Source organism: Amycolatopsis sp. NPDC114478, assembly GCF_055633805.1.
In genome coordinates, this window is the sequence record NZ_JBVKDO010000003.1 from 583135 (window position 1) to 605754 (window position 22620).

At 72.0% G+C, this 22620-nt stretch carries 28 protein-coding genes; 14 read left to right on the forward strand and 14 right to left on the reverse strand.

All coding sequences use genetic code 11. From position 1 onward, the window contains the following. Positions 1–9: 9 nt before the first annotated feature. Genes ACZ7OH_RS11810 through ACZ7OH_RS11820 form a run of 3 tightly spaced genes read left to right on the forward strand, consistent with a single transcriptional unit; the run spans position 10 to position 3568 of the window. Entirely contained in the window at positions 10–552 is a 543-nt protein-coding gene (locus ACZ7OH_RS11810; protein WP_470280761.1) for a PadR family transcriptional regulator, read from the forward strand. Beyond that, on the forward strand, positions 552–2564 hold the full coding sequence (locus tag ACZ7OH_RS11815) for an FAD-dependent oxidoreductase (protein WP_470280762.1): 2013 nt from the start codon (positions 552–554) through the stop codon (positions 2562–2564). The genes ACZ7OH_RS11810 and ACZ7OH_RS11815 overlap by 1 nt, the downstream gene beginning before the upstream one ends. Before the next feature lie 26 nt (positions 2565–2590). After that, complete coding sequence (locus ACZ7OH_RS11820; RefSeq protein WP_470280763.1) at positions 2591–3568, forward strand: prephenate dehydrogenase; 978 nt, start codon at positions 2591–2593, stop codon at positions 3566–3568. 3 nt (positions 3569–3571) lie between these two features. Here ACZ7OH_RS11820 and ACZ7OH_RS11825 read toward each other — a convergent pair whose 3' ends face one another. Then, a complete protein-coding gene (locus tag ACZ7OH_RS11825; protein ID WP_400901300.1) occupies positions 3572–3781 on the reverse strand; it encodes an antitoxin in 210 nt (69 codons plus the stop codon). A gap of 23 nt (positions 3782–3804) precedes the next feature. After that, positions 3805–5772, reverse strand: a complete 1968-nt coding sequence (locus tag ACZ7OH_RS11830; RefSeq protein WP_470280764.1) for an FUSC family protein — start codon at positions 5770–5772, stop codon at positions 3805–3807. A gap of 68 nt (positions 5773–5840) precedes the next feature. Between ACZ7OH_RS11830 and ACZ7OH_RS11835 the strand changes: the two genes are divergently transcribed. Continuing rightward, positions 5841–6278: an SRPBCC family protein gene (locus ACZ7OH_RS11835; protein ID WP_372667865.1), complete on the forward strand. Its 438-nt coding sequence runs from the start codon at positions 5841–5843 to the stop codon at positions 6276–6278. 120 nt (positions 6279–6398) lie between these two features. Then, the gene (locus tag ACZ7OH_RS11840; protein ID WP_470280880.1) at positions 6399–7145 is read left to right on the forward strand and encodes a polysaccharide deacetylase family protein; all 747 of its coding nucleotides are present in this window, start codon (positions 6399–6401) and stop codon (positions 7143–7145) included. Here the strand turns inward: ACZ7OH_RS11840 and ACZ7OH_RS11845 are convergent. The 4 genes from ACZ7OH_RS11845 to ACZ7OH_RS11860 all read right to left on the reverse strand — a co-directional run bounded on the left by ACZ7OH_RS11845 (position 7142) and on the right by ACZ7OH_RS11860 (position 9921). Then, a complete protein-coding gene (locus ACZ7OH_RS11845; RefSeq protein ID WP_470280765.1) occupies positions 7142–7615 on the reverse strand; it encodes a carboxypeptidase regulatory-like domain-containing protein in 474 nt (157 codons plus the stop codon). The two genes, ACZ7OH_RS11840 and ACZ7OH_RS11845, sit on opposite strands and share 4 nt — an antisense overlap. Further along, positions 7612–8217: an RNA polymerase sigma factor gene (locus tag ACZ7OH_RS11850; RefSeq protein WP_086673579.1), complete on the reverse strand. Its 606-nt coding sequence runs from the start codon at positions 8215–8217 to the stop codon at positions 7612–7614. The genes ACZ7OH_RS11845 and ACZ7OH_RS11850 overlap by 4 nt, the downstream gene beginning before the upstream one ends. Positions 8218–8637: 420 nt before the next feature. Next, entirely contained in the window at positions 8638–9303 is a 666-nt protein-coding gene (locus ACZ7OH_RS11855; RefSeq protein ID WP_470280766.1) for an SGNH/GDSL hydrolase family protein, read from the reverse strand. 9 nt (positions 9304–9312) lie between these two features. Continuing rightward, entirely contained in the window at positions 9313–9921 is a 609-nt protein-coding gene (locus tag ACZ7OH_RS11860; protein ID WP_470280767.1) for an NAD(P)-dependent oxidoreductase, read from the reverse strand. An 83-nt stretch (positions 9922–10004) separates the two neighbouring features. Between ACZ7OH_RS11860 and ACZ7OH_RS11865 the strand changes: the two genes are divergently transcribed. After that, positions 10005–10568, forward strand: coding sequence for a TetR/AcrR family transcriptional regulator (locus ACZ7OH_RS11865; protein WP_470280768.1), 564 nt, complete (start codon positions 10005–10007; stop codon positions 10566–10568). Here the strand turns inward: ACZ7OH_RS11865 and ACZ7OH_RS11870 are convergent. After that, the gene (locus ACZ7OH_RS11870; RefSeq protein ID WP_400901312.1) at positions 10565–11053 is read right to left on the reverse strand and encodes a GbsR/MarR family transcriptional regulator; all 489 of its coding nucleotides are present in this window, start codon (positions 11051–11053) and stop codon (positions 10565–10567) included. The genes ACZ7OH_RS11865 and ACZ7OH_RS11870 overlap by 4 nt on opposite strands. Positions 11054–11146: 93 nt before the next feature. Here ACZ7OH_RS11870 and ACZ7OH_RS11875 point away from each other — a divergent pair, with 93 nt between their 5' ends. Both ACZ7OH_RS11875 and ACZ7OH_RS11880 read left to right on the forward strand, forming a co-directional pair. Then, positions 11147–12043 carry an ABC transporter ATP-binding protein gene (locus ACZ7OH_RS11875; RefSeq protein ID WP_470280769.1) on the forward strand — a complete coding sequence of 299 codons (897 nt, stop codon included), beginning with the start codon at positions 11147–11149 and terminating at the stop codon, positions 12041–12043. Continuing rightward, positions 12040–13677 carry an ABC transporter permease gene (locus tag ACZ7OH_RS11880; protein WP_470280770.1) on the forward strand — a complete coding sequence of 546 codons (1638 nt, stop codon included), beginning with the start codon at positions 12040–12042 and terminating at the stop codon, positions 13675–13677. The genes ACZ7OH_RS11875 and ACZ7OH_RS11880 overlap by 4 nt, the downstream gene beginning before the upstream one ends. Here the strand turns inward: ACZ7OH_RS11880 and ACZ7OH_RS11885 are convergent. Beyond that, positions 13674–14123 carry a hypothetical protein gene (locus tag ACZ7OH_RS11885; protein ID WP_470280771.1) on the reverse strand — a complete coding sequence of 150 codons (450 nt, stop codon included), beginning with the start codon at positions 14121–14123 and terminating at the stop codon, positions 13674–13676. The two genes, ACZ7OH_RS11880 and ACZ7OH_RS11885, sit on opposite strands and share 4 nt — an antisense overlap. Before the next feature lie 63 nt (positions 14124–14186). After that, a complete protein-coding gene (locus ACZ7OH_RS11890) occupies positions 14187–14516 on the reverse strand; it encodes a hypothetical protein (protein ID WP_470280772.1) in 330 nt (109 codons plus the stop codon). 127 nt (positions 14517–14643) lie between these two features. On the opposite strand from ACZ7OH_RS11890, the gene ACZ7OH_RS11895 reads away from it, so the two are divergent. Continuing rightward, the gene (locus ACZ7OH_RS11895) at positions 14644–15876 is read left to right on the forward strand and encodes an MFS transporter (protein ID WP_470280773.1); all 1233 of its coding nucleotides are present in this window, start codon (positions 14644–14646) and stop codon (positions 15874–15876) included. A 9-nt stretch (positions 15877–15885) separates the two neighbouring features. Continuing rightward, positions 15886–17190, forward strand: coding sequence for a LuxR C-terminal-related transcriptional regulator (locus ACZ7OH_RS11900; protein ID WP_470280774.1), 1305 nt, complete (start codon positions 15886–15888; stop codon positions 17188–17190). Here the strand turns inward: ACZ7OH_RS11900 and ACZ7OH_RS11905 are convergent. Continuing rightward, the gene (locus ACZ7OH_RS11905; protein ID WP_470280775.1) at positions 17164–17724 is read right to left on the reverse strand and encodes a TetR/AcrR family transcriptional regulator; all 561 of its coding nucleotides are present in this window, start codon (positions 17722–17724) and stop codon (positions 17164–17166) included. The two genes, ACZ7OH_RS11900 and ACZ7OH_RS11905, sit on opposite strands and share 27 nt — an antisense overlap. Before the next feature lie 96 nt (positions 17725–17820). Here ACZ7OH_RS11905 and ACZ7OH_RS11910 point away from each other — a divergent pair, with 96 nt between their 5' ends. After that, a complete protein-coding gene (locus tag ACZ7OH_RS11910) occupies positions 17821–18591 on the forward strand; it encodes a nuclear transport factor 2 family protein (protein WP_470280776.1) in 771 nt (256 codons plus the stop codon). Here ACZ7OH_RS11910 and ACZ7OH_RS11915 read toward each other — a convergent pair. From ACZ7OH_RS11915 to ACZ7OH_RS11925, 3 genes are all read right to left on the reverse strand, one after another. Next, complete coding sequence (locus ACZ7OH_RS11915; protein WP_470280881.1) at positions 18554–19342, reverse strand: metal-dependent hydrolase; 789 nt, start codon at positions 19340–19342, stop codon at positions 18554–18556. The two genes, ACZ7OH_RS11910 and ACZ7OH_RS11915, sit on opposite strands and share 38 nt — an antisense overlap. A 54-nt stretch (positions 19343–19396) precedes the next feature. Beyond that, positions 19397–19750 (reverse strand): STAS domain-containing protein, encoded by a 354-nt coding sequence (locus tag ACZ7OH_RS11920; RefSeq protein WP_086673555.1) that lies wholly within the window; start codon positions 19748–19750, stop codon positions 19397–19399. Between the two features lie 206 nt (positions 19751–19956). After that, positions 19957–20265, reverse strand: a complete 309-nt coding sequence (locus tag ACZ7OH_RS11925; RefSeq protein ID WP_372667850.1) for a WhiB family transcriptional regulator — start codon at positions 20263–20265, stop codon at positions 19957–19959. A 165-nt stretch (positions 20266–20430) separates the two neighbouring features. Between ACZ7OH_RS11925 and ACZ7OH_RS11930 the strand changes: the two genes are divergently transcribed. The 3 genes from ACZ7OH_RS11930 (at position 20431) to ACZ7OH_RS11940 (ending at position 22105) form a co-directional block, all read left to right on the forward strand. Continuing rightward, entirely contained in the window at positions 20431–20847 is a 417-nt protein-coding gene (locus ACZ7OH_RS11930; RefSeq protein ID WP_364520680.1) for an anti-sigma factor, read from the forward strand. After that, positions 20844–21623 (forward strand): SigB/SigF/SigG family RNA polymerase sigma factor, encoded by a 780-nt coding sequence (locus ACZ7OH_RS11935; RefSeq protein WP_470280777.1) that lies wholly within the window; start codon positions 20844–20846, stop codon positions 21621–21623. Before ACZ7OH_RS11930 ends, ACZ7OH_RS11935 begins: the two co-directional genes overlap by 4 nt. Before the next feature lie 62 nt (positions 21624–21685). Continuing rightward, positions 21686–22105: an ATP-binding protein gene (locus tag ACZ7OH_RS11940; protein ID WP_470280778.1), complete on the forward strand. Its 420-nt coding sequence runs from the start codon at positions 21686–21688 to the stop codon at positions 22103–22105. Here the strand turns inward: ACZ7OH_RS11940 and ACZ7OH_RS11945 are convergent, their stop codons facing one another. Further along, positions 22106–22591, reverse strand: a complete 486-nt coding sequence (locus ACZ7OH_RS11945; protein ID WP_470280882.1) for a MarR family winged helix-turn-helix transcriptional regulator — start codon at positions 22589–22591, stop codon at positions 22106–22108. Positions 22592–22620 lie beyond the last annotated feature (29 nt).

The following is a 22620-nucleotide window of genomic DNA, read 5'->3' on the forward strand; positions in this document are numbered from 1 at the left end:
CCTCGGACCATGGCACTGGAGCACGCGATCCTCGTCTCGCTGTCCGAGCGCGCCGGCTCGGGCTACGAGCTCACGCGCCGGTTCGAGAAGTCGATCGGGCTCTTCTGGAGCGCCACCCACCAGCAGATCTACCGCGTGCTGAAGCGGATGGAAGAGGCCGGCTGGGTCGCCGTCGACGTCGTCGCGCAGTCTGGGCGGCCGGACAAGAAGGTCTACACGGTCAGCGACGGCGGCCGCGCCGAACTCGTCCGCTGGCTCGCCGAGCCGGACCCGTCGGCCGGCCCCGTGGAACTGGCCGTGAAGATCCGCGGCGCCTCCTTCGGCGACCCGGCCAAAGTCGCCGAAGAGATCGTCCGGCACCGGGCCGCGCACGCCGAACGCCTCGACGTCTACCGCCAGATCGAGAGGCGCGACTTCCCCGCGCCCGCGGGCCTGCACGGCCAGCACCTGCACCAGTACCTGGTCCTGCGCGGCGGCATCCGCGTCGAAGAGGGCCAGGTCGAGTGGTTCGACGAAGTCCTCGCCGCCCTCCACCACCCCAAGGACGCCTGATGACCCCGTACCCGAACTTGCTGTCGCCGCTCGACCTCGGCTTCACGACGCTGCGCAACCGCGTCCTGATGGGGTCGATGCACACCGGTCTCGAAGACAAGGCCGCGCACTTCCCCGAACTGGCCGAGTACTACGCCGAACGCGCCCGCGGCGGCGTCGGGCTCATTGTCACCGGCGGGTTCGCGCCGAACAAGACCGGCTGGCTGCTGCCGCTCGCGTCCAAGCTGACGACGTCGGCCGAAGCGAAGCAGCACCGGCAGCTCACCGCGCCGGTGCACGGGGCCGGCGGCAAGATCGCGTTGCAGGTGCTGCACGCGGGCCGGTACGCCTACCACCCGCTGAGCGTGTCGGCGTCGAGCATCAAGGCGCCGATCAACCCGTTCCGGCCGCGCGCGCTGACCGGCTACGGCGTGCGTCAGCAGATCCGCGCCTTCGCCGACTGCGCCGCTCTCGCACGCGAAGCGGGCTACGACGGCGTCGAGATCATGGGCTCCGAGGGCTACCTGATCAACCAGTTCCTGGCCGAGCGCACCAACAAGCGCACCGACGCCTGGGGTGGCACGCCGGAGAAGCGCCGCCGGTTCGCCGTCGAAATCGTCAAGCGCACCAGGGAAAAGGTCGGCGACGACTTCATCATCATCTACCGGCTGTCGATGCTGGACCTCGTGCCGGGCGGTCAGCGCTGGGAAGACGTCGTCGCGCTCGCTCAGGAAGTCGAGTCGGCCGGCGCGACGATCATCAACACCGGCATCGGCTGGCACGAGGCCCGGGTGCCGACGATCGTGACGTCGGTGCCGCGTGCCGCGTTCACCTGGGTGACCGGGAAGCTCAAGCCGCACGTGGGGATCCCGGTCGTCACGTCGAACCGGATCAACATGCCGCAGGTCGCCGAGGAAGCGCTGAGCAGCGGCGACGCGGACCTCGTGTCGATGGCGCGGCCGTTCCTCGCCGACCCCGAGTGGATCCGCAAGGCCGAGACCGGCCGCGAGGACGAGATCAACACCTGCATCGCCTGCAACCAGGCCTGCCTCGACCACGCCTTCAAGCGCAAGCTCGTGTCCTGCATGGTGAACCCGCGCGCCGGCCACGAAACCACGCTGACCCTCGCCCCGACACGGCGGTCGAAGCACGTCGCCGTCGTCGGCGCCGGTCCCGCCGGGTTGTCCGCCGCGACCGCGCTGGCCGAACGCGGGCACAGCGTCGAGCTGTTCGAAGCCGACGACGAGATCGGCGGCCAGTTCGGCATCGCGCGGAAGATCCCGGGCAAGGAGGAGTTCGCCGAGACGATCCGCTACTACCGGCGGCGCCTCGAGGTCACCGGCGTGAAGCTGCACCTCGGAAAGCGCGTGTCCGCGGGTGAACTGACCGGCTTCGACGAGGTCGTGCTGGCCACCGGCGTCGCGCCGCGCGTGCCGGCGCTGCCCGGGATCGACCACCCCAAGGTGCTTTCGTACGTCGACGTCGTCCGGCACGGCAAGCCGGTCGGCGAGCGGGTCGCCGTGATCGGGGCGGGCGGGATCGGCGTCGACGTCAGCGAATTCCTCACGCACGCGGACTCGCCCGCGCTCGACCGCGACGCGTGGATGGCCGAGTGGGGGGTCACCGACCCGGAACAGGCGCCCGGCGGTCTCGCGACGCCGAAGCCCGAGCCCTCGCCGCGGCAGGTGTTCCTGCTGCAGCGCAAGAAGTCCGGGATCGGTTCCGGGCTCGGCAAGACGTCGGGCTGGGTGCACCGCGCCGCGCTCAAGGCGAAACGCGTCGAGCAGATCCCGGGCGTCACCTACGACCGCGTCGACGACGCCGGCCTGCACATCGCCGTCGACGGCACCCCGCGGCTGCTCGAAGTCGACACGGTCGTCGTCTGCGCCGGTCAGGAGCCCGTGCGGGACCTCGCCGACGAGCTGCGCGCCGCGGGCCTGCCGGTGCACCTCATCGGCGGCGCCGACGTCGCCGCCGAACTCGACGCGAAACGCGCGATCGACCAGGGAACGCGGCTCGCCGCCGTGCTGTAGCCCGTGAAGCGTCCGGCACTGGCAGGATGGGCGCCGTGCGAGACGTATGCGTGATCGGGCTCGGGCTGATCGGCGGGTCGCTGCTGCGCGCCGCGGCCGCCAGCGGCCGCACGGCGTTCGGCGCCGCGGTTTCCGAAGTGGACGCCGACGCGGCCAGCAGAGCGGGTTACGACGTCACGACGGACGTCGAAGCCGCGCTGCACCGGGCCGCCGCCGACGACGCGATGGTCGTGCTGGCCGTGCCGCTGCCCGCGGTCGAAGACCTGCTGCGCCTGGTGTCCCAGCACGCGTCGCACTGCCTGCTCACCGACGTGACCAGCGTGAAAGCGCCGGTCCTGGACGCCGTCCGCCGCCGCGTGCCGTACACGCGGTACGTCGGCGGGCACCCGATGGCCGGGACGTCGAGCTCGGGCTGGCTGGCCGGGGACGCCGCGCTGTTCCAAGGCGCCGCCTGGGTCGTCGCGGTCGAAGACGACACCGACCTCGAAGCCTGGGCCGAGGTCGCGGGGTTCGTGCTGGACGTCGGGGCGCACGTCGTCCCGCTGCCCGCGGAGTCGCACGACGAAGCCGTCGCCCGGATCTCGCACCTGCCGCACCTGTTCGCCGCGATCCTCGCCACGATCGGCGCCGAGGGCGGGCCACTGGCCATGTCGCTGGCCGCCGGGTCCTACCGCGACGGCACGCGGGTCGCGGGTTCGAACCCGCACCTCGTGCGCGCGATGACCGAAGGCAACCGGGACGCGCTGCTGCCGATCGTCGACGAAGCCCTCGGCCGGCTCGGCGCCGCGCGCGGCTCGCTCGCGTCGACCGGCGGGCTGGCGGCCACGATCAACGCCGGTTACGAAGGCGCGCAAGCGCTCGCCGCCAGCCTCGACGTCGACCGCGCCGGCGTCCGGATCAGCCTTTCGGCACCGGACGCGCGGCAGGGCCTGATCGCGCTCGGCGAGCGCGGCGGCCGGATCACCGGCCTCGCGGACGGGATCGCGACCGGCGAAGTCCAGTAGCTGCTACTGGGCCGGCGGGTTGTCCGGCTTGTCGTCGAACTTGTCGAGGAAGCTCTTCGCCTTCTCGATGCCGCTGTCGATCTGCTCGTCGTGCCCGGCGAACTTCGACTTGGCGAACTCACCCGCCTTGTCGAGGCCGTCCTCGATCTTGTCGCCGTGCTCCCGCAGGGCCTCTTCGGCCTTGCCCTTCAACGCATCGAAGTCGATTCCCATGGCGCAATTGAACAGCACGGACGTCAGGTGCGCCGGTGGTAGGGCAGGAACCGCCGGACCAGCCGCAACGGCGTGCGTTCCACCAGGTCGGGCCCGCGGACGGCGTCGAACGCCGACTCCAGCTGGTCGACCACGCCGGCCAGCTGCGGGCCGTCCGGCAGCGGCATCGACCGCGGCTCGCGCTGCTCGCGGATCGCCGACGCCAGCTCGTCCAGAGCGGCGGTGAGCAGCTCGACGTCGCCGGACGCGGGCGGTGCGGCGCCCCGGCCGATCGTCACGCCGACTTCGGTGACGGCGTCCGCGACACGTTCCTGCGCGGCGATGACCGGCCACCACGCCACCGCCTGGCGGCCGTTCGCCGACGGCTCGACGACGACCTGCTGGAACGCCGTCCGCAGGTCGGCCAGCGCCCGGTAGGCGCCGCGACGGGCCCGCGACCGCGCCAGCCGGGCGTCCCCGGACGAGGCCTCGACCAGCGCGCGCGAGACGTACTTCGCGACCGCGTCCAGCCCGTCCGCCAGCCGGCCGCCGACCTGCGGACGGCGGCTGCCCGGCCAGAGCAGGTAGCCGAACACGAGCACGATCGCGCAACCCAGGACGGTGTCGACCAGCCGCGCGAGCACGACGTTCCAGCTGCCGGTGTTCGCCAGGTCCATCTGCAGGATGATCAACGGCGTCACGAACGCGCTGAGGATGCCGTAGTTGCGCACCTTCCCGACCGCGACGCCGCCGGCGAAGATCGCGATCAGCGCGACCAGCAGCCAGCCGTGCCCGCCGACGCCGAGCACGACGGCACCCACCCCGACACCGACGACCGTGCCGATCCCGCGCAGCACCGCGCGGCCGAAGACCGAGCCGAAGTCCGGCTTGAGGACGATCCCGACGGTCAGGGTCAGCCAGTACGACCGCTCCAGCGGCACCAGCAACCCGACGACTTCGGCGATCGCGACGCACAACGTCAGCCGCAGCGCGGCGATCCACGTCAGCGGGCCGGACGCGAGCGAGCCCGCCCACGTCCGCAGTCGCCGGTACCAGGGCGTCGGCTCGCGGCGCTTGCGGTCGTCGCCCTGGCCGATCCGGACGAGACCCGCGTACAACGCGGCGAGCAGCGGGTCACCTTCGTCGTCCGGCATCGGCGGCGGTTCCGGTAGCGGCTGGCTGGCCAGCACCGATGCCGACAAAGCGACGAAGTGGTCGATGACGTCCTGGGGCGGGCGGCGGCCGGCGTTGACCATCGCCACCGATGCCTCGACCGCGGGTGTCGTCGCCGAGAGCAGGTTGAGCAGCTGGCGGTACGCGGCGTCGCGGCCGGACAGCCACGAACGCGCGGTGAGAAGCTGGTCGTAGGCGGTGTTCATGGCCGTGGTCAGCCGGTGCCGGGCGACGCGCGAGACGGCTTCGTCGGTCGCCGAGAGCATCGCGGCCAGCTCGACGTAGACGTGCGCGACAGCGGTGCGTTCGGGGCTGGTCGCCCGGAACGTCCAGCTCGCGAGCGCCACCGCCAGGCTCCACACGGCACCGAGGCAGAAGAAGCCGAACAGGACCTCGACGCGCACGCCGGTCGCGTGCTGGCCGGTGCCGATGACGCAGAACACGAACATCTGCAGCCCGGCGACCGAGGCGTTGCTGCCGGCCGCGCTGATCAGCGCGGACACCGCCGCGACCAGGATCACCGCGGGCACGGACAGCGCGGGCGTACCGCCGGTGAGCAGGCCGACGACGTACCCGGCCGTCGCCGCGAGGGTCGCGCCGCCCAGGCGTCGCGCGCGGTAGCGGTACGGACCGGCGGATTCGGACAGCACGGCGGGCAGCGCGCCGGTCGAGATCAGCGCGCCGACAGCGATGTCCCCGGCCGCGTACGCGACGGCGAGCGGCACGGCCAGCGCGATCACCGCGCGGGCGACCATGTTCCACGGCACCGGGACCGGCTTGCTGCGCAGGAGCTGGGTCAGCCAGTGCGGCGCGGCGATGTCGGGACGCGGCGTGCTCACGCCCCCATCTTGACCTACGCTGCCGGGAACGCTTAATTATCAATCTGTCAACAACGTGGGAGGTTCCGGTGGGCCGCAAGTTCTCCTTCGAGGTCAACCGCACGAGCACGGCTCCGCCGGAGGCGTTGTTCGCACGCGAGGCCGAAGGCCCGCGCTGGGCGGAGTGGGGAAAGCCACTCATCGTCCAGGCTCGCTGGAAGCGGCCCGGCCCCGGCGTCGGCGCCGTCCGCGAGGTCGGCCTCTGGCCCGTGCTGATCCGCGAGGAGACGGTCGAGTACGAACCCGGCCGCAAGCACGTCTACACGTTCTTCGGTGCCAACCCGATCAAGGACTACCGGGCCGAGGTGCTGCTCACGCCGACCGCCGACGGCGGCACGCACCTGCGGTGGACCGGGTCGTTCACCGAGCCGGTCAAGGGCAGCGGCCCGATCCTCGCCGCTGGACTCGAACGGGTGATCAGGCTCTTCTCCGGCAAGCTGGTCAAGGCGGCGGAAACAGGACGCTGACCTGGGTGGTCCCGGCCACACAAGATCGGTCAACGCAACTTCACCCCACCCTCCGACGTCACTCTTTCGGGTAGTCTTTACTACGCGAAAGGGGGACGCGGGATGAAGCGCGTCGCAGCCGTGGTCATCGCCGCGGCATTGGCATTGACCGCCTGTTCGACGAGCGGGCCGACCCAGAAGGGGTCCGGCACCAGCGAACCCAACCCGGCGCCGGGCGGCGGCCCCGGGGGCACGACCTCGGCGCCGTACCCGTTCGGCACGGTCCAGCAGAAGGCACCGGCAGTCGCGAACGGCCAAGTCCCGGTGGTCCGCCGGATCACCACCGACAAGCCGTACGTCTTCCTGACCATGGACGACGGCGCGGTCAAGGACCCGGACGCCCTCAAGCTGATGCAGCAGAACGGCACCCACCCCGTGCTGTTCCTGAACGAGAAGTACGTGAAGGGCCACGAGGCCTACTTCAAGCAGATCCTCGACGCGACCGGCGCGACCCTCGGCGACCACACGGTCGACCACCCGAACCTCAAGGGCAAGCCCTTCGAGTTCCAGCGCAAGGAGATCTGCGACGACGCCGACGACTTCGCCAAGAGCCTCGGCGTGCGGCCGTCGCTGTTCCGGCCGCCGTTCGGCAGCTACGACCAGAACACGCTGCGCGCGGCGGCGGCGTGCGGGATGCGCGTCTCGGTGCTGTGGACGGCCGCGGTCAACGACGGGCACGTCCAGTTCCAGTCCGGCGACAAGCTCAAGCCGGGCGACGTCGTGCTCATGCACTTCCGCAAGACCTTCAAAGAGGACTACACGGCGTTCGTCGAGCAGGCGAAGAAGGACGGGTTGACGCCCGTCCCCCTCGCCGACTTCCTGGGTTAAAGCACCACCGTCGGCGTCACGACCGTCCGGCGGCACGACACGTCACCGAGGTGCACGAGGATCTGCGTCGTCCCGCGCGGCACGTTGTCCAGGACGAACCGGCCGCCTTCGTCGGCGGTCGTGGACGTCGTGCCGTGCTCGGCGACGCGCACCTCGACGCCGTACTGGCCGGCGGGCACCAGCCAGCCGTCGATGCGGTGCAGCTTGCCCATCTTGGTCAGGTTGATCATCACGGTCAGGTCGCTGACGGTGAAGGTGATCGTCCCGGTGCCGCCGCCGCGCACGCCGGCGAGGTTGTCCAGCCGCTCCCACCGCGCGACCTCGACGTCGAGGTCTTCGAGGGCGAGCGCGAACTGGACCCGCTGCACCAGGTCACCCGGTGGCGGGTCCAGTTCGTCGAGGAAGCGGCCGATGCCGGCCAGGATCAGGTCATCGGAATAGGCCTCGCCCGGCGCTCCGAGGTCGTTCATCGGCTTCCCCCTTCACTGGCGAGGAGATCGCGCATCTGGTCGAGGCAGCGCCCCCTGGTCGGTCCGACGCTGCCGCGTGGCATGCGCAGCGCCTCGGCGACGAGCTGGTACTCCGCGCGACCCGCGAGGACGGTCAGCCGGAGCAGTTCCTGACAGCGTTGGGGCAGCCGGACGAAGGCGCGCCAGACCCGGCGGTCGCGGTCGGCGCGGACGGCTTCGTCTTCAGGTGCCGGTTGGGTGCTCGGCATGGCCTCGGCGACTTCGTCGCTCAAGGGCACCGGCTGGATGCGGCGGCCGAAGGGGTGGGTGGCTTCGCGCCGGGTGGTCGTGATGAGCCAGGCGGCGAGGGCTTTGGGGTCGCGGAGCTTGCCGAGCTGGCTGAACAACGCCAGCCACACGGTCTGGACGACGTCCTCGGCGACCGAGCGGTCGAGACCGTTGGCGCGGGCGACGTGCCAGACCAGCGGGGTCAGCTCGGCGACCAGGCGGTCCATCGCCCGGCGGTCGCCGTCGCGGGCCGCGCGCATGCACGCGGCGTGCAGCTCGGCGCCGGTCAAGCCCTCCCACGGCGGGTCTACCTCTGTGGTCTGCACGTCGGTCACGGTATCTGCCCCTCTTCGGAAAAGTCTTCGAGTCGGCAACGGCAGTATCGCGGGTCCTTCGGGGGGAAGGAGCGTGCAGGTGGATCTCGGATACATCAAGTCACTTACTTCGTCGGTCGCGCTCGCGGTCACGTGGCTGCGGGAGGTACCGGCCGACGCGAGCGGGTGAACCCGCGCCGACCGGTACTCCCCTCCCTCAAGGACCCGCTCCCCAACGGGCCCCGCCGGATGTCCCCTCCCCCGAAGGGCACCCGGCCTACGGTGTCCGGTAGCCCCCTCGGCTCCCGGGCACCGCGCATTTCCGAACTCGGCACCCCCTGCCTCGTTCCCATCTCCGTGCTTGGCTGCCCCACAGGACGCGGTGGCGGCACCGCCAGATACCCGAATCTCGAACTTTTTCCGAAGATCGACGCAGCGCGGCTAACTGATCACGGGGAGTGCGAGATTTCGCGCCCAGCGGGCGTACCCGGCGGGTCCCGGGTGAAAGCGGTCGGACGCGAAGGCGGCCGGGTCGAGCAGGGCGGGGTCCATCGGCACGTGCCGGACGCCGGGGAGCTTCGCGAGGGCCGCGGCGGCCCTGTCGAGGGCGGTCGAGCGGGCGGCGAGGACGTCCCGCAGCGGCCGCGGCAGCGCCGGGAAGCGGGACATCGGCGGGACGCCGGCCAGCAGGACGTCGACCGGGCCGAGCCGCCGCCGCAGCTCGACGACCAGTTCCAGCAGGTCACGGCGGTACGCCGGGGCCGTCCGGAGCTCGATGGTGTCGTTGACGCCGAGGGCGACCACGACCAGGTCGGCCGGGTGGACCAGGGGGACCAGCTCGGTGCGGACGACCCGCGCGTTGGCGCCGGTCTGCCCGACCGCCTGCCACCGCACCGCGCGGCCGCCGCGCGCGAGCTCGCGGGCGAGGCAGCCGGTGAGCGCTTCCTCGTGGTTCGCCGCGCCGACGCCGTCCACAGTGGACTCACCGAGCACGGCGAGCCGGAAGGGTTCGCCGTCGCCCGGCACGAGCCCCTCGGTCGGTCCCGCGGCTCCCGGGAGCCGCGGGGTCGTGCGCTTGACGTACAGGGCTTGAGCCAGGATCACCATCCTTCGAAGTTAGCCGTGGGCGATCGAAACCTTCGCCCTGCTCAGCGTGGGGTCCGCCACGGCGTCGAGCAGGTACGCCGCGACGTCGGCGCGCCGGATCGTGAAGGTGCGGACGTTCCCGTCGAGCCGGCTCGCGACCTTGCCCGTGCGGGGGCCGTCGAGCAGCATCGGCGGGCGGACCACCGTCCAGTCCACGCCGGACGCCGTCACGACGTCCTCCATCGCGAGCATGTCGGCCCAGCCGTGCTTGAGGAAGGTGTTGAGCAGCGGTTTCACCAGCGTGCGGGTGAAGAAGCCGTCCCCCTCGGTGTGCATGCCGCTGGCGCTGACGACCAGCAGGCGCTTCGCGCCGGCCTCGATCGCCGCGCGGGCACCGTCCGCGCAGACGGTCGTCGGCCCGCGGTCGCGGGACCCCACGGCGGAGATCACCGCGTCGCGCCCCTCGATCGCGGCCGCCAGTTTGTCGTGGTCGTTCAGGCCGGCGACGACGACGTGGGCCGGCTGCGTGAACCGGGCCGCGTCGCGGACGACGGCCGTGACGTCCCAGCCCCGCTCCAGGGCCTGCTTGACGACCTCGCCGCCGACGCCGCCGGTCGCCCCCAGGACAGTGATCCGCATGGTGTCTCCTCGATGGTTAGTAAACACTCACCAGGTAGGGTGAGTGTTTACTAACCGAGCTGAGAACGCACTCAGGAGCCGCCATGGGAAGCCGTGAGGAGATCGTCGCCGCGGCCGCGAAGGTGATGCGCGAGCAGGGCTACGCTCACGCGACGACGAAGGTCATCGCGCGGACCGCGGGCTACTCGGAGGCGATGCTCTACAAGCACTTCCGCGACAAGACCGACCTGTTCCTCAGCGTGCTCTCCGACGAGCTGCCCGCGCTGGGCGCCACCCTGGCCGAGCTGACCGCCGACCCCGGGCGGGCTCCGCTGCGGGACAACCTCGTCCGCGTCGCACGGCTCGGCCTGGCGTTCTACACCGACAGCTTCCCGATCGCCATCTCGATGTTCTCGTCCCGGGAGCTGCTGCGCTCGCACCGGGACCGCGTGGGCGGCGCCGGGCCGCGCATCCCGCTGAAGGGCGTCGAGGACTACCTGCGCGCCGAGGTGGCGCTGGGGAGACTCAACGCGGACACCGACGTCGAGGCGGTTGCGGCCCTGCTCCTCGGCGCGTGCTTCCAGCAGGCGTTCCTGGCCACCTTCGAGGAGACCGAGCCGGACGACCTCGCCGGCCGGCTCGCGGACACCCTGCTCGCGGCTCTCTAGGCGTTCTTCTCTTCGCGGAGCTTGTGCCAGCGCTCGTACATGCCGTTCAGCTCGACCAGCATGAACGACAGGAAGTCCCGCATCTCGGCGAGCCGCTTCCCGGCGGGCGAGTCCTCGCCGAGCGCCTCGATGCCGTTCTCGGCCGCGTCGCGCCACATGATGATCATGCGGTCGCGCTTGAGGAACGTGGCGTACCAGAGGTCGTCGTAGAGGCGGTAGTGGTCGCGGCGCTCGCCGGGCTCGCGCTCCTTGGCGACCAGGCCGATCTGTTCGAGGTAGCGCACGGCGCCGGAGACGGCCGCCGGGCTCACCGACAGCTGCGACGCCAGGTCCGCGGCGGTCAGCCGGGCGTCGTCGGTGGTCATCAGCGCGGCGAACACCCGCGCGGGCATGCGCTGCATCCCGATCTGCGAGAGCACGAGCCCGAGGCTCTCGACGTAACGACGGACGGCGTCTTCGTCTCTCTTCGTGTCAGGCGTCGTCATCGGCCCATCCTCCCGTACCCCTCCCCCAAGATCACTCAATCTAGACACTTTCTTAACTTCACAACTTTGTGAAGCAAGTGTAGCTTCCGAAGCATGGAAAATGCCATTTCGGTCGTCGACCTGCACAAGTCGTTCGGCCGGACGAAGGCCCTCGACGGCCTCGACCTGCAGGTACCCGCTGGGGAGGTGCACGGCTTCCTCGGCCCGAACGGCTCCGGGAAGTCGACGACCGTCCGGGTCCTGCTCGGCCTGCTCCACGCGGACTCCGGGGACGTCCGGCTGCTCGGCGGCGACCCCTGGAAGGACGCGGCGAGCCTGCACCGCCGCCTGGCCTACGTGCCCGGCGACGTCAACCTCTGGCCCAACCTCTCGGGCGGCGAGGTGATCGACCTGCTCGGCCGCCTGCGCGGCGGGCTCGACGAAAAGCGCCGCGCCGACCTCATCGAGCGGTTCGACCTCGACCCGAAGAAGAAGGGGCGGACGTACTCGAAGGGCAACCGGCAGAAGGTCGCCATCGTCGCCGCGCTCGCGTCGCGCGTGGACCTGCTGATCCTCGACGAGCCGACGTCCGGCCTCGACCCGCTGATGGAGGCGATGTTCCAGGACGCCATCCAGGAGGAGCGCGAGCAGGGCCGGACCGTGCTGCTCTCCAGCCACATCCTCGCCGAGGTCGAGGCGCTGTGCGACAAGGTCAGCATCATCCGCAACGGGAAGACCGTCGAGTCCGGCACCCTCGCCGAGCTGCGCCACCTGACCCGGACGTCGATCACCGCCGAGCTGGCCGGCCCGCCGAACGGGCTGACGAAGCTGGCCAACATCCACGACCTCAAGGTCGAGGGCAACCGCGTCCGCTTCGACGTCGAGACGCGCTCGCTCGACGAAGCCCTGCGCCGGCTCACCGAAGTGGGCGTCCGCAGCCTCGTCAGCCAGCCGCCGACGCTGGAGGAGCTGTTCCTGCGGCACTACACCACCGAAGCGAGCGCGAAATGACCGGGACGCTCTCCCGCGCCGAAGCCGAGGTCGCGCCCGCCCACGAACTGGCCGGCACCTGGCACCTCACCCGGCTCGCGCTGCGCCGCGACCGCGTGGTCCTGCCGATCTGGATCGTGCTGCTGAGCATCGTCCCGGCGAGCACGGTCAACACGTTCACGCAGTTCTACCCGACGGTCGCCGACCGGCTGGCCCTGCAGGCCGGCGCGAACACCAACCCGTCGTACGCGCTGCTCTACGGGCCGCCGTTCGACCTGACCACCGCCGGCGGGTTCATCGCCTGGCGCATGGCCGGTTTCCTGGCGCTGCTGACCGGGCTGATGGTGGTCTTCACGGTCACCCGGCACACCCGCGCCGAGGAGGACACCGGGCGCGCTGAGCTGCTCGCGTCCGCGGTCGTCGGCCGGTACGCGGCGCTGACGGCGGCGCTGCTGGTGGCGGGCGGCGCGAGCGTGCTGATCGGGCTCGTCCAGGCGGTCAGCATGATCGGCGCCGGCCTGCCCGCCGCCGGTTCGGTCGCCTTCGGCGCGTCGGAAGCGTTGGCGGGCCTGGTGTTCACCGCGGTCGCGGCGGTCGCCGTCCAGCTCGCGGAGTACTCCCGCACGGCCAACGGGATCGGCACCGCCGTCGTCGGCGCGGCGTTCCTGCTGCGCGGCGCCGGGGATTCCACTGTGGACGCCCGCTGGCTGTCGTGGCTGTCGCCGATCGGCTGGGTGCAGCAGGTCCGCGCGTTCGCCGGCGAACGCTGGTGGGTGCTCCTGCTGCCGGTGGCGTTCGCGCTGGTCGTCGGCGCGGCGGGCTACTGGCTGCTCCCCCGGCGCGACGTCGGGGTCGGCATCCTGCCGCAGCGCCCGGGTCCGGCCCGGGCGGCGGCGAGCCTGCGGTCGCCGCTGGCGCTGGCCTGGCGGCTGCACCGCGGGCCGCTGCTCGGCTGGACGATCGGCACAGCCGTGGTCGGCGCGGTGTTCGGCTCGATCGCCAGCGGCATCGGCGACCTCGTCGGGTCGAGCCCGCAGGCGCAGCAGATCTTCGAACGGCTCGGCGGCAGCCACGCGCTGACGCAGGCGTTCCTGGCCGCGATGGCCGGGATGTTCGCCATGGTCGCGTCGCTGTACGGGGTCCAGGCGGTGCTGCGGATGCGCGGCGAGGAGACGGCGATCCGGCTCGAGCCGGTGCTGGCCACGAGCGTCGGCAAGCTGCGCTGGGCGGGCGGCCACCTGGTGTTCGCGTTCCTCGGGACGGCGTTGCTGCTGCTCAGCGGCGGCCTGTTCATGGGGCTGGCCAACGGGTTGCGCACCGGCGACGTCGGCGGCTCGATCGGCGACACGCTCGCCGGGATGCTCGTCCAGCTGCCGGCGGCCTGGGTCGTCGTCGCGCTGGCGGTGGCGATCTTCGGGCTGGTGCCGGAGTTTTCCGCCGCAGCCTGGGCGGTGGGCGCGCTGGCGCTGCTGCTCAGCCTGTTCGGCCCGGTCGTCAACCTGCCGCAGGCGGTCCTGGACGTGTCGCCGTTCCAGCACCCGCCGAAGCTCCCCGGCCAGGAGTTCGTCGCGACGCCGCTGGTCTGGCTGCTGGCGGTCGCGGCCGTCGCGCTGGCGGCCGGCCTGGTGGGCTGGCGCCGCCGCGACGTCGGCTAACGCGGTTTCAGCTCGTGGCCGGCGCCGGCCACGAGCTGGGCCTGCGGGCCGCCCTGCCCGCAGGCGGGGCCGCCCGGGTGCAGGAAGCCGGGCGTGACGGTGACGGTGTGCGGGCGGCGGCCGTCGTCGAACCGGACGGTCACCTTGACCGGCTCGGCGGGCAGGCCGGGGATGTCGGCGAAGCCCTGGAGGCCGCCGGTCGGGACCATCGAGGCGCCGCAGGCGGCGTCCGGGCTGGTTCCGGTGCAGGACGTGGGACCGGCGGCCGTCTCCGGTTGCAGGTCGACCGGGCGCGTGACGCAGTGGTCGCCCCAGCAGGCGTCGAGCGTCGCGCGCGTGACGCCGGCGGGGTCCGGGACGATGAGGCCGATGCCGACCCGGGTGCCGATGTCCGGGCAGGCGACTCCGCCGCTGCCCGCCTGGCCGCAGCCGGCGACGAGAAGCACCGCGATCCACGGAATCCTTCGCATGCGGTCTGGACGGAGCCGCGGCCGCGCGGGTTGCACGGGTCAGTCACGCCACCCGCTGGTCAGCGGAAGCGCGGACGACGTCGAGGTCGGCGTGGTGGCCGTCGTCGGCGGCGTCGGCACGACGGTCACCTGGACGAGGCTCGTGGTCGTGGTCGGCGGAGACGTCTCCACCGAGGTGACGGTGGCGGGCGGCACCGACGCGGTGATGGTGACGGGGAGAGCCGAGACGGTGGTGGGCGGCGGAGTGGTGAGCTCGACGGGCTTGGGCGCCGCCCGGCCGGCGATGAGCAGCGCGGCCACGAGCAACCCGGCGGAGAAACCCGCCAGCCCGGTGACCGCGGCGGAGCCCCAGGTAGGTCGTCCGTTCATCCGGGCACCCCCTCGCCACGCGCAGCGCAGGTACGAGGACCAACTCGCGTCGATCTTAGCTCTTGTTACACAACGTGCACCTTGAGTCGACTTGACTCAACTTTGCTGAGCGTGCCACGTTGGGTTCATGGGGGCACTGGCGAACCGCGACTTCCGCCGGCTGTGGCTCGCCGATCTCGTGAGCCAGCTCGGGAGCCGGGTCGACGTGCTGGCGGTGCCGCTGCTGGCGGTCACCGCGCTCGGCGCGTCGGTCTTCGAGGTCTCGCTGCTGCGGACGGCGGAGAGCCTGCCGTACCTGCTGCTCGGCCTGCAGGTCGGAGCGTGGTGCGATCGGATGCGCCACCGGCCATTGCTGATCGCGGCCGACGTGGGGCGCGCGGTGCTGATCGCGTCGATCCCGATCGCCGCGCTGTTCGGCGTGCTCGGGTTGCCCCACCTGCTGGTCGTGGTGTTCGGGGTCGGACTGCTCGGCGTGTTCTTCGACATCGCGCACCAGACCTACGTCCCGCGGCTGGTCAAGCGAGAACAGCTGCCGGACGCGAACTCCCGGCTCCAGACGAACCTGTCGATGGCCGCGGTCGCGGGTCCCGGCCTGGCCGGGCTGGTCGTGCAGGCGCTCGGCAACGCCGCGGCTTTGGCCGTCGACGCCGTCAGCTACCTGTGGTCGGCGTGGTGGCTGCGTCGGATCGAGACTCCCGACGTGCGGCCCGAACCCCGGCCGCGGCGGCTGCTCCGCGAGATCGGTGACGGACTCCGCGTCGTCCGCGGCGACCGGATCCTCCTGGCCATCAGCGTGCACGGGGCCGTGTCGAGCTTCTTCCAGTCGGTGCACCTGGCGATCGTCATCGTGTTCCTCGCTCGCGACGTCGGGCTTTCGCCGTGGGCGATCGGGCTGCTCGGCACGGCGACGCTGACCGGCGCCCTCACCGCCGGGCTCACCGCGCGGCGGATCGGCGAGCGGATCGGTGGCGCGCGGGCACTCTGGGGCGCGGCGGTGCTGTACGGCCTGGCCTACCAGCTGTACCCGTTCACCGGCCCCGGCTGGGGCCTCACTTGCTACGTCGTCGCCGGGTTCTTCGCCAGCTTCGGCGTCATCGTGCTGAACGTGTTCGGCATGAGCTTCCAGCAGGCCGTCGCGCCACCGGAGCTGCTCGGCCGGGTCAACTCGATCACGCACACGCTGGTCTTCGGGGTCGTCCCGCTCGGCAGCCTCCTCGGCGGCGCCCTGGCGAGCGCGTTCGGGATGCGGGTGACGCTGCACATCGCGGCGGCCGGCGTGCTGGCGTCGGCCGTGGTCCTGCTCTGGTCGCCGCTGCGGAAGATGCGGGACCTGAACGGTGTCTCAGCCCGGCACCCCTAGCTTCGAAGCATGGACGCCCACGGCCTTTGCGAAGCCGCCCACTCCGCGTGGAAAGCCGGGGATCCCGCGCGGGCCCGGCGGCTGCTCGAGGTCATGGCCGCCGAGGTGCCCGAGCCCGTTGCCCGGCCGCTCACCGGGCGATTGCGCGGGCTGATCGAGCTCTACAGCGGGAACCTCGCCGCCGCGCAGGAGCACCTCACCGCCGTCGCCGGGCGGACCGATCCCAGCCACGCCGCCCGGCTGCTGTTCCTCGCCATCGACGCCGCGCACCACCGCGACCGCTGGGACGACGTCGTCGCGCTGGCGCGGCGGATCACCACCCTGCCGTGCGAGCCCGGCTTCCACGTCTTGGCCGAACTGCTCATCGGCGACGGCGAGACGCCGGATCCGTGGCAGATCGTCGACGCCGTGCCGGACACGCTCACCGAGCGGCACGCGCACCGCTGGCTCGTCACGATGGCGATCAGCCGCCGCGGCCCGCACTGGCAGGCGACGCGCGAGTTCGGGCTCGTCGCCGCGGAACGCTTGCGCGCCAACGGAATCCTCGCGCTCTACGCGGTCCTGCTGGTCTGGCTGGCCGAGCTCGAACTCGACCTGGGCCGCTGGGCCGACGCCCAGGCACACGCGGACGAGGCGCTGCGGACCGCGGCCGAGCAACGCGTCACGGTGGCCGACGCCCACGCCGTCCTCGCGCGTCTCGCCGCCCTGCGCGGAGACGCCGCCGAGTGTCGCCGGTACGCGGAGCTGGTGCTGCGCGAGGCGCCGGCCCAGGACAACGCCCTCGCGGCGGCCCAGGCTCGGTGGGCACTGGGCGCGCTGCACCTTCCCCGCGGCGAGTTCGCCGAGGCGGCGGAACGGCTTTCGGCGCTCGGGCACCGGGACGTCGTCGCGGCGGCCGCGCTCGATCGCGCCGAAGCGGTGTCGGAGTGGGTCGCCGTTCCGGACCTGCCGTTCGAGCGGGCGCGCGGCCGGCTTCGGCTCGGCCAGCGGCTGCGGCGGGAGCGGCGGATCACCGAGGCGAAGGTCGAACTGCGGGCGGCGCTCGAGACGTTCGAAAGCCTCGGCGCGGCCGAGTGGGCCGCCACGGCCGGACGGGAACTGCGGGCGGCCGGGTCGTCCGCGCCGGGCGCCGGACGGCTGACCGCGCAGGAGCGTCAGGTCGCGGAACTGGCCGCGGCCGGGCTGTCCAACCGCGAGATCGGCGCGCGGCTGTTCCTCAGCCCGCGGACCGTCGGCTACCACCTCTACAAGCTGTTCCCGAAGCTCGGCGTCGCCAGCCGGGCGCAGCTACGCGACGTCGCTCTCCCCGGCTGACGCCCGCAGCCCGTCGACGACGATCCGGACGAGGTGCCGGCTGCCCGGTGAGTACCGCTCGACGGCGAGGCAGCCGACGATCAGCGCCCGCAGGTCGTCACCGTCGATGTCGCGGCGGACGGCACCGACGTCCTGGGCGCGTTTCAGCAGTTCGCCGAGCGCCGAGCGGAAGTCTTCGCCCGCGCCGGCCTTGAAGGCGTGCCCGCCGGACTCGGCGAGGGCGTCGCAGATGGCCCGGTTGAGCGAGGCCTGCTTGATGACGCGGACGAAGTAGTCGAGGAAGACTTCACCGGGGTCGTCGGCGGCGGCGAGCCCCCGGGCCTCTTCGGCGAACTGCTCGATCCGCTCGAGGACGACGGCCTGGAAGAGCGCCTCCTTGCTGGGAAAATGCCGGTAGACGGTGCCGGCGCCCACGCCGGCCAGCCGCGCGATGTCGTCGAGCGGCACGGCGAGCCCGTCCGCGGCGAACGCCTCCTCGGCGGCAGCCAGGACCTTGGCCCGGTTGCGCCGCGCGTCCGCGCGCATCTTCTCCATGTTCGTCTCCTCGTTGACAACCGGAGCGCAGGCTCCGTATTGTCGTAAGCGGGTGCACCGTTCCGATTCAACGTCCAGTCTTCCAGGAGAATTCCGATGCCAAGCACCGTGCCCGAAATCGCCGCCCGCGTCCGCGAAGGGATGTCCGCACTGGACACCGCGCCGTTCGCGGACCTGTTCGCCGCCGACGCGGTGTACGAGCTGCCGTTCCTCGGCCAGCGCACCGAGGGCCGGGACGCGATCGTCGCCGCGCTCGACGCGGGTGGCGCCCGTGCGCGGGCGCTGGGCATAAGCGAGGCCCAAGTCGCGGCTCAGGTCACCGAGACGGGATTCGTCCTCGAGCTCGCGGTGGCCGGGCGCCCATCGTCGGTCGGGGTGGTCACGGTGGCGGGCGGGGAGATCACGGCGTACCGCGACTACCCGAACCTGTCCCTCGCCTCACTGCGCACGCGCGAGGTGTTCGACCGCTTCCTGGCCGCTTCGGTCGAGAACCGCTGGGACGACCTCGCCGACCTCTACGCCGAAGACGTCACCGTCGACATGCCGTTCACCCCGGCCGGCGTCCCCCGGCTGACCCACGGCCGCGAAGAGCTCCGCCGCCGGTTCCACGCGGCCGCCGGGGTCCGGCGGGTCACCGGCGCCGACAACGTCGTCGTCCACGAGACGAACGACCCGTCGGTGCTCGTCGCGGAGTTCGACCTGCACCAGGAACTCGGCGGGGAAACCTTCGTGGCGTCGTACGTGATGGTCATGACGATCAAGGACGGCCTGATCTCGCACACCCGCGACTACGCGGACACCGCCGCCTCGGCGGAGCGGATCAAGCGGTTCAGGGCGTTGTCGCCTGCTGACTCGCCGGCGGGATGAACAGCCGCTCGAACGTGCTCACCGACCAGTCCCACACCCCGGGCACCAGCAGCACGGCGAGCACCACGAACACCGGGAAGACCAGCCGCTTCTCGACCTTCTTGCCCGTCTTGAACCGGAGGACCTTCGGGGGCCCGAGCTCGTACCAGGTCTCGCCCGCGATCGGGAGCGGGAAGAGGAACGGGCAGCCGGACTCGGTCAGCGCGTCGCCGAGGCAGTGGGTCAGGCAGCCCGCGGCCACGGCGATGCCCAGCCAGCCGGTGATGGACTCGAGCTCGCCGGCCCGGTCGGGCGGCGCGGTGAAGAACCACCAGGCCACCGCCGCGCCGCTCACCGGCAGCAGCCAGTCGCCCAGCGCGCCTTCCGCCAGCATCAAGCCGAAGATGACCACGCCGACGACCGCCCACGGGCCGCCGGCTTCGGTGCCCCACGACGTCAGCAAGCCCAGGCCGGCCGCGAACAGGATCGTGTGGGAGAGGTGGCGGTGCTGGCCCGTCACCTTCTCGTCGCGGGGGCCCTTCGTCAGCGCGTAGAACGCCGCCGACACGCGGCGCAGCAGCCACGACAGCGCGCCCGTCAGCCAGCCGAGCAGCCGGGACGCGCTCGCGCCGGGGTGGTCGAGGTCGGGCAGCAGGGCGAAACCCGCCGTGGTGGCCGCGAAGACCACCGCCTGGTGCACCGAACCCGCCCCGACCGCGGGCGCCAGGGCCAAGCCCGCGCACCAGCCGGTCAGGGCATGCGTCCGCCCCATCATCGCGCCGCCCCCAGGATCCGCGGAACCAGTCCGCAGGAACCTAGCGGGCGGTCAGGCTTGGGGGTCCTCCGACACGCTCAGGTGTTCGGCCACGCCGGTGAGCTCGATCACGCGGCTCACGGCGGGGCTCGGGACGACCTCGAGCTCGACTTCCTGCTCGCCGGCCTGGCGTTGTGCGCGGAGCACCACGTTCAGCGCGGAGGAGTCGAAGAAGGTCACCCCGGTCAGATCGGCCACGACCCGCTGCGCGCGCTTGTCCGCTATCAGCCCCGCCAGGGCCTCCTGCAGCTGCGGGCTGGTGAGCAGATCGAGCTCACCGGTGACCACCACCCGGGGCTCCGTCGCGTCGGTGTCCAGCGTGATGCCGAACCCGGGCGGGGTGGCGTTCTGGTCGGCTGCGGGCATGCAGTTTCTCCTCGTCAGGCGCTGCTCCTGCGCCGGGTACGCGCCTGCTGTCTCAAGCGGCAACCGTGTCACCGTGCCTTTCTGAAGCTCGCGCCGGCACGGTCAAAGGCAACTCCGGGGCCAACCCTAACCCAGGAAGCGACCGAGCCCGCCACGGCCGCCGCCCTTTCGCGTGGACTGTTCACTCGCGATCGGATCCTGCCTGGTCAGTGCGCGCCGACGGCCTTGCGAGCCGCCCTGCGCTGGCGCAGGAACAGCTGCCGCCGTTCGATCTCGCCGAGGCCGCCCCAGATGCCGTACGGCTCCTGCACGGTCATCGCGTGCTGCCGGCACTGGGCCAGCACCGGGCACGTCTGGCAGATGGCCTTGGCCCGCGACTCGCGCCGCTCGCGCGCCGAACCCCGCTCGTTGTCCGTGTGGAAGAACAGGCTGCTGTCCGCGCCGCGGCAAGAACCGCGCAGCTGCCATTCCCACTCTTCAGCAACCACGTTGGGCAGCCGGCTGACGTCAGCCATGTCGTCCCTGCCTTTCCCACAATGAGCATGTCGACCGCTACATGCCCGCCGGTGGAGCGGATCAAACGCGGGTTTGGTTTGCTCACCCCACGGGCATCTCGCGACCGGGCGTGAAGAGGACACCGCCGACCCCGTTGGAGCGCGAGTGCGGAGAAAGGAACAAACGTGGAGGACAACGCCCCGCTCGTGCCGGAAGGCGCGCAGGTCATCGAGGTGCGGACGGCAGCGATCCCGCACGTCGTGCCGACGCTGCGGACCATCGTGGCGGACATCGCCATGCGCCAGGACTTCGACCTCGACGCCGTCGAGGACCTCCGGATGGCGGTGGACGAAGCGTGCTCACTGCTGCTCCCCGCCAGCTCGGACGGCCGCCTGACCTGCGTCTTCTCGTGGAGCGGGCCGCGCATCGAGGTTTCGGTGTCGGTGCTTTCGGACACGCCCGATCACGAGGACGACTCCGGTCTGTCGTGGCAGCTGCTGACCGCGCTCGCGACGTCGGCCGAGCGCACCGTGACCCCCGAGGACGGCCGTTACCTGTCCCGGGTCGACCTCGTCCGGGAGAGCCAGGCGGCGGACTCGTGACCGACCCCGCCGGGGGCAGCGGGGACGACCTCGACGTCGGCGCGCTGTTCACCCAACTCGCCGCGCTGCCGGCGAACTCCCCGGAGCGGGAGCGCATCCGCGACACGCTGGTGCGCACGCACCTGGAGCTCGCCCGCAACCTGGCCCGGAAGTTCCGCAACCGCGACGAGGCGATGGAGGACCTGGTCCAGATCGCCACCGTCGGGCTGATCCACGCCGTCGACCGGTTCGACCCCGAACAGGGGACGGACTTCCTGGCCTTCGCCGTGCCCACCATCTCCGGGGAGCTGCGCCACCACTTCCGCGACAACAGCTGGTCGGTGCGGGTGCCGCGGCGGCTCAAGGAGCTGAACGCGAACATCTCCGCCGCGCGCGAAGAGCTCACGGTGCAGCTGTCGCGCGCGCCGAAGCCCAGTGAGATCGCGTCACGGCTCGGCGTGCCGATCGAGGACGTCTACGAGGGCCTGCGCGCCGGTCAGGGCCGCTACGGCGCTTCGCTGGACCACCTGCTGGAGAACGCCGCGCACACGCGGTTCGGGGCGCCGGACGCCGAGCTCAGCCAGGCCGAGCTGCGGGAGGCGCTGCGGCCGATGCTGGACAGCCTGCCCGAGCGGGAGCGCAAGATCGTCGCGCTGCGGTTCGGGTCCGGGATGAGCCAGTCGGACATCGCGCGCCGCGTCGGGGTCTCCCAGATGCAGGTGTCGCGGTTGCTGGCCGCGACCTTGAAGAAGCTGCGTTCGGGCCTGGACGAATCCGAGCTCGCCGACGGCACCTGATTAGCCGCTCACCCGCTTGGGTACCAAACGGACGGTACCGGAACTCACTGGGAGGGGGACCCATGACGACGTCGGAGCTGCCGCAGCGCACCGCTGTCCAGGCCGCGCCGCTGACCGTGCCCCTCCCGGACGACGTGACGGCCCCGGCCCGCGCGCGGCACGAGGTGCGCTCGTTCCTGCTCGCGGCCGGGCTGTGCGAGGCGCAGCTGGACGACGTCCTGCTGGCGACGTCCGAGCTGGTCACCAACGCCTTCGAACACGGTGAGCGGCCGCGGTACCTCGAGCTGGCCTACACCGACGAGCGGCTGACGCTGCGGGTGCACGACGCCGGGAGCCTGCTGCCGGAGCTGCGGGCGCCGTCGCCGGCCGAGGCGCGCAGCCGCGGTCTCGTGCTGGTCCAGGCGCTGTCGGAGGACTGGGGCTTCGAGCGCTGCCCCGGCGGCAAGTTCGTCTGGGCTGTCTTCCGCCTCCCCCGCGGCTGATCAGGGTTCCAGCAGCTCCCGCGCGGCGGGGGTCTCCCCGATCCGCTGCCGGAACGGCTTCCGCTCCAGCGCCTCGACGATCGCCGCCAGCACCCCGCGCAGCGGGTAGGGCAGCTCGGCCTCCAGCGCTTCCGACGCCTCGGTCGTCGCCGTCCACTCCGCCTCGATCAGCGGCAGCAGGCCGCGCGTCTTCTCGGTGAGCGACACGATCCGCTGGCGGGCGTCCGCGCCCGGTTCGAGGCTGACGAGGCCGGCGCGGTTCATCTGCGCGACGGTCTGGCTGGCCGCCGAGTGCGTCACGCCCATCTCGGCGGCGAGGTCGCGGATGGCCAGCGGGCCGCGCGCGAGCAGCGCCCGCACCACTCCCGAGTACCGCGGGCGGTAGTCGCCGAGGCCGATGTCGGTCAGGAACCGCGCGACATCGCCCTCGAGGATCTCGAGGACGTGCCGCATCCGGGTCCCCAGTCCGTCCGGACCCGATGTCATGGCCATGACGGCCGATCATAGGCGGGGCC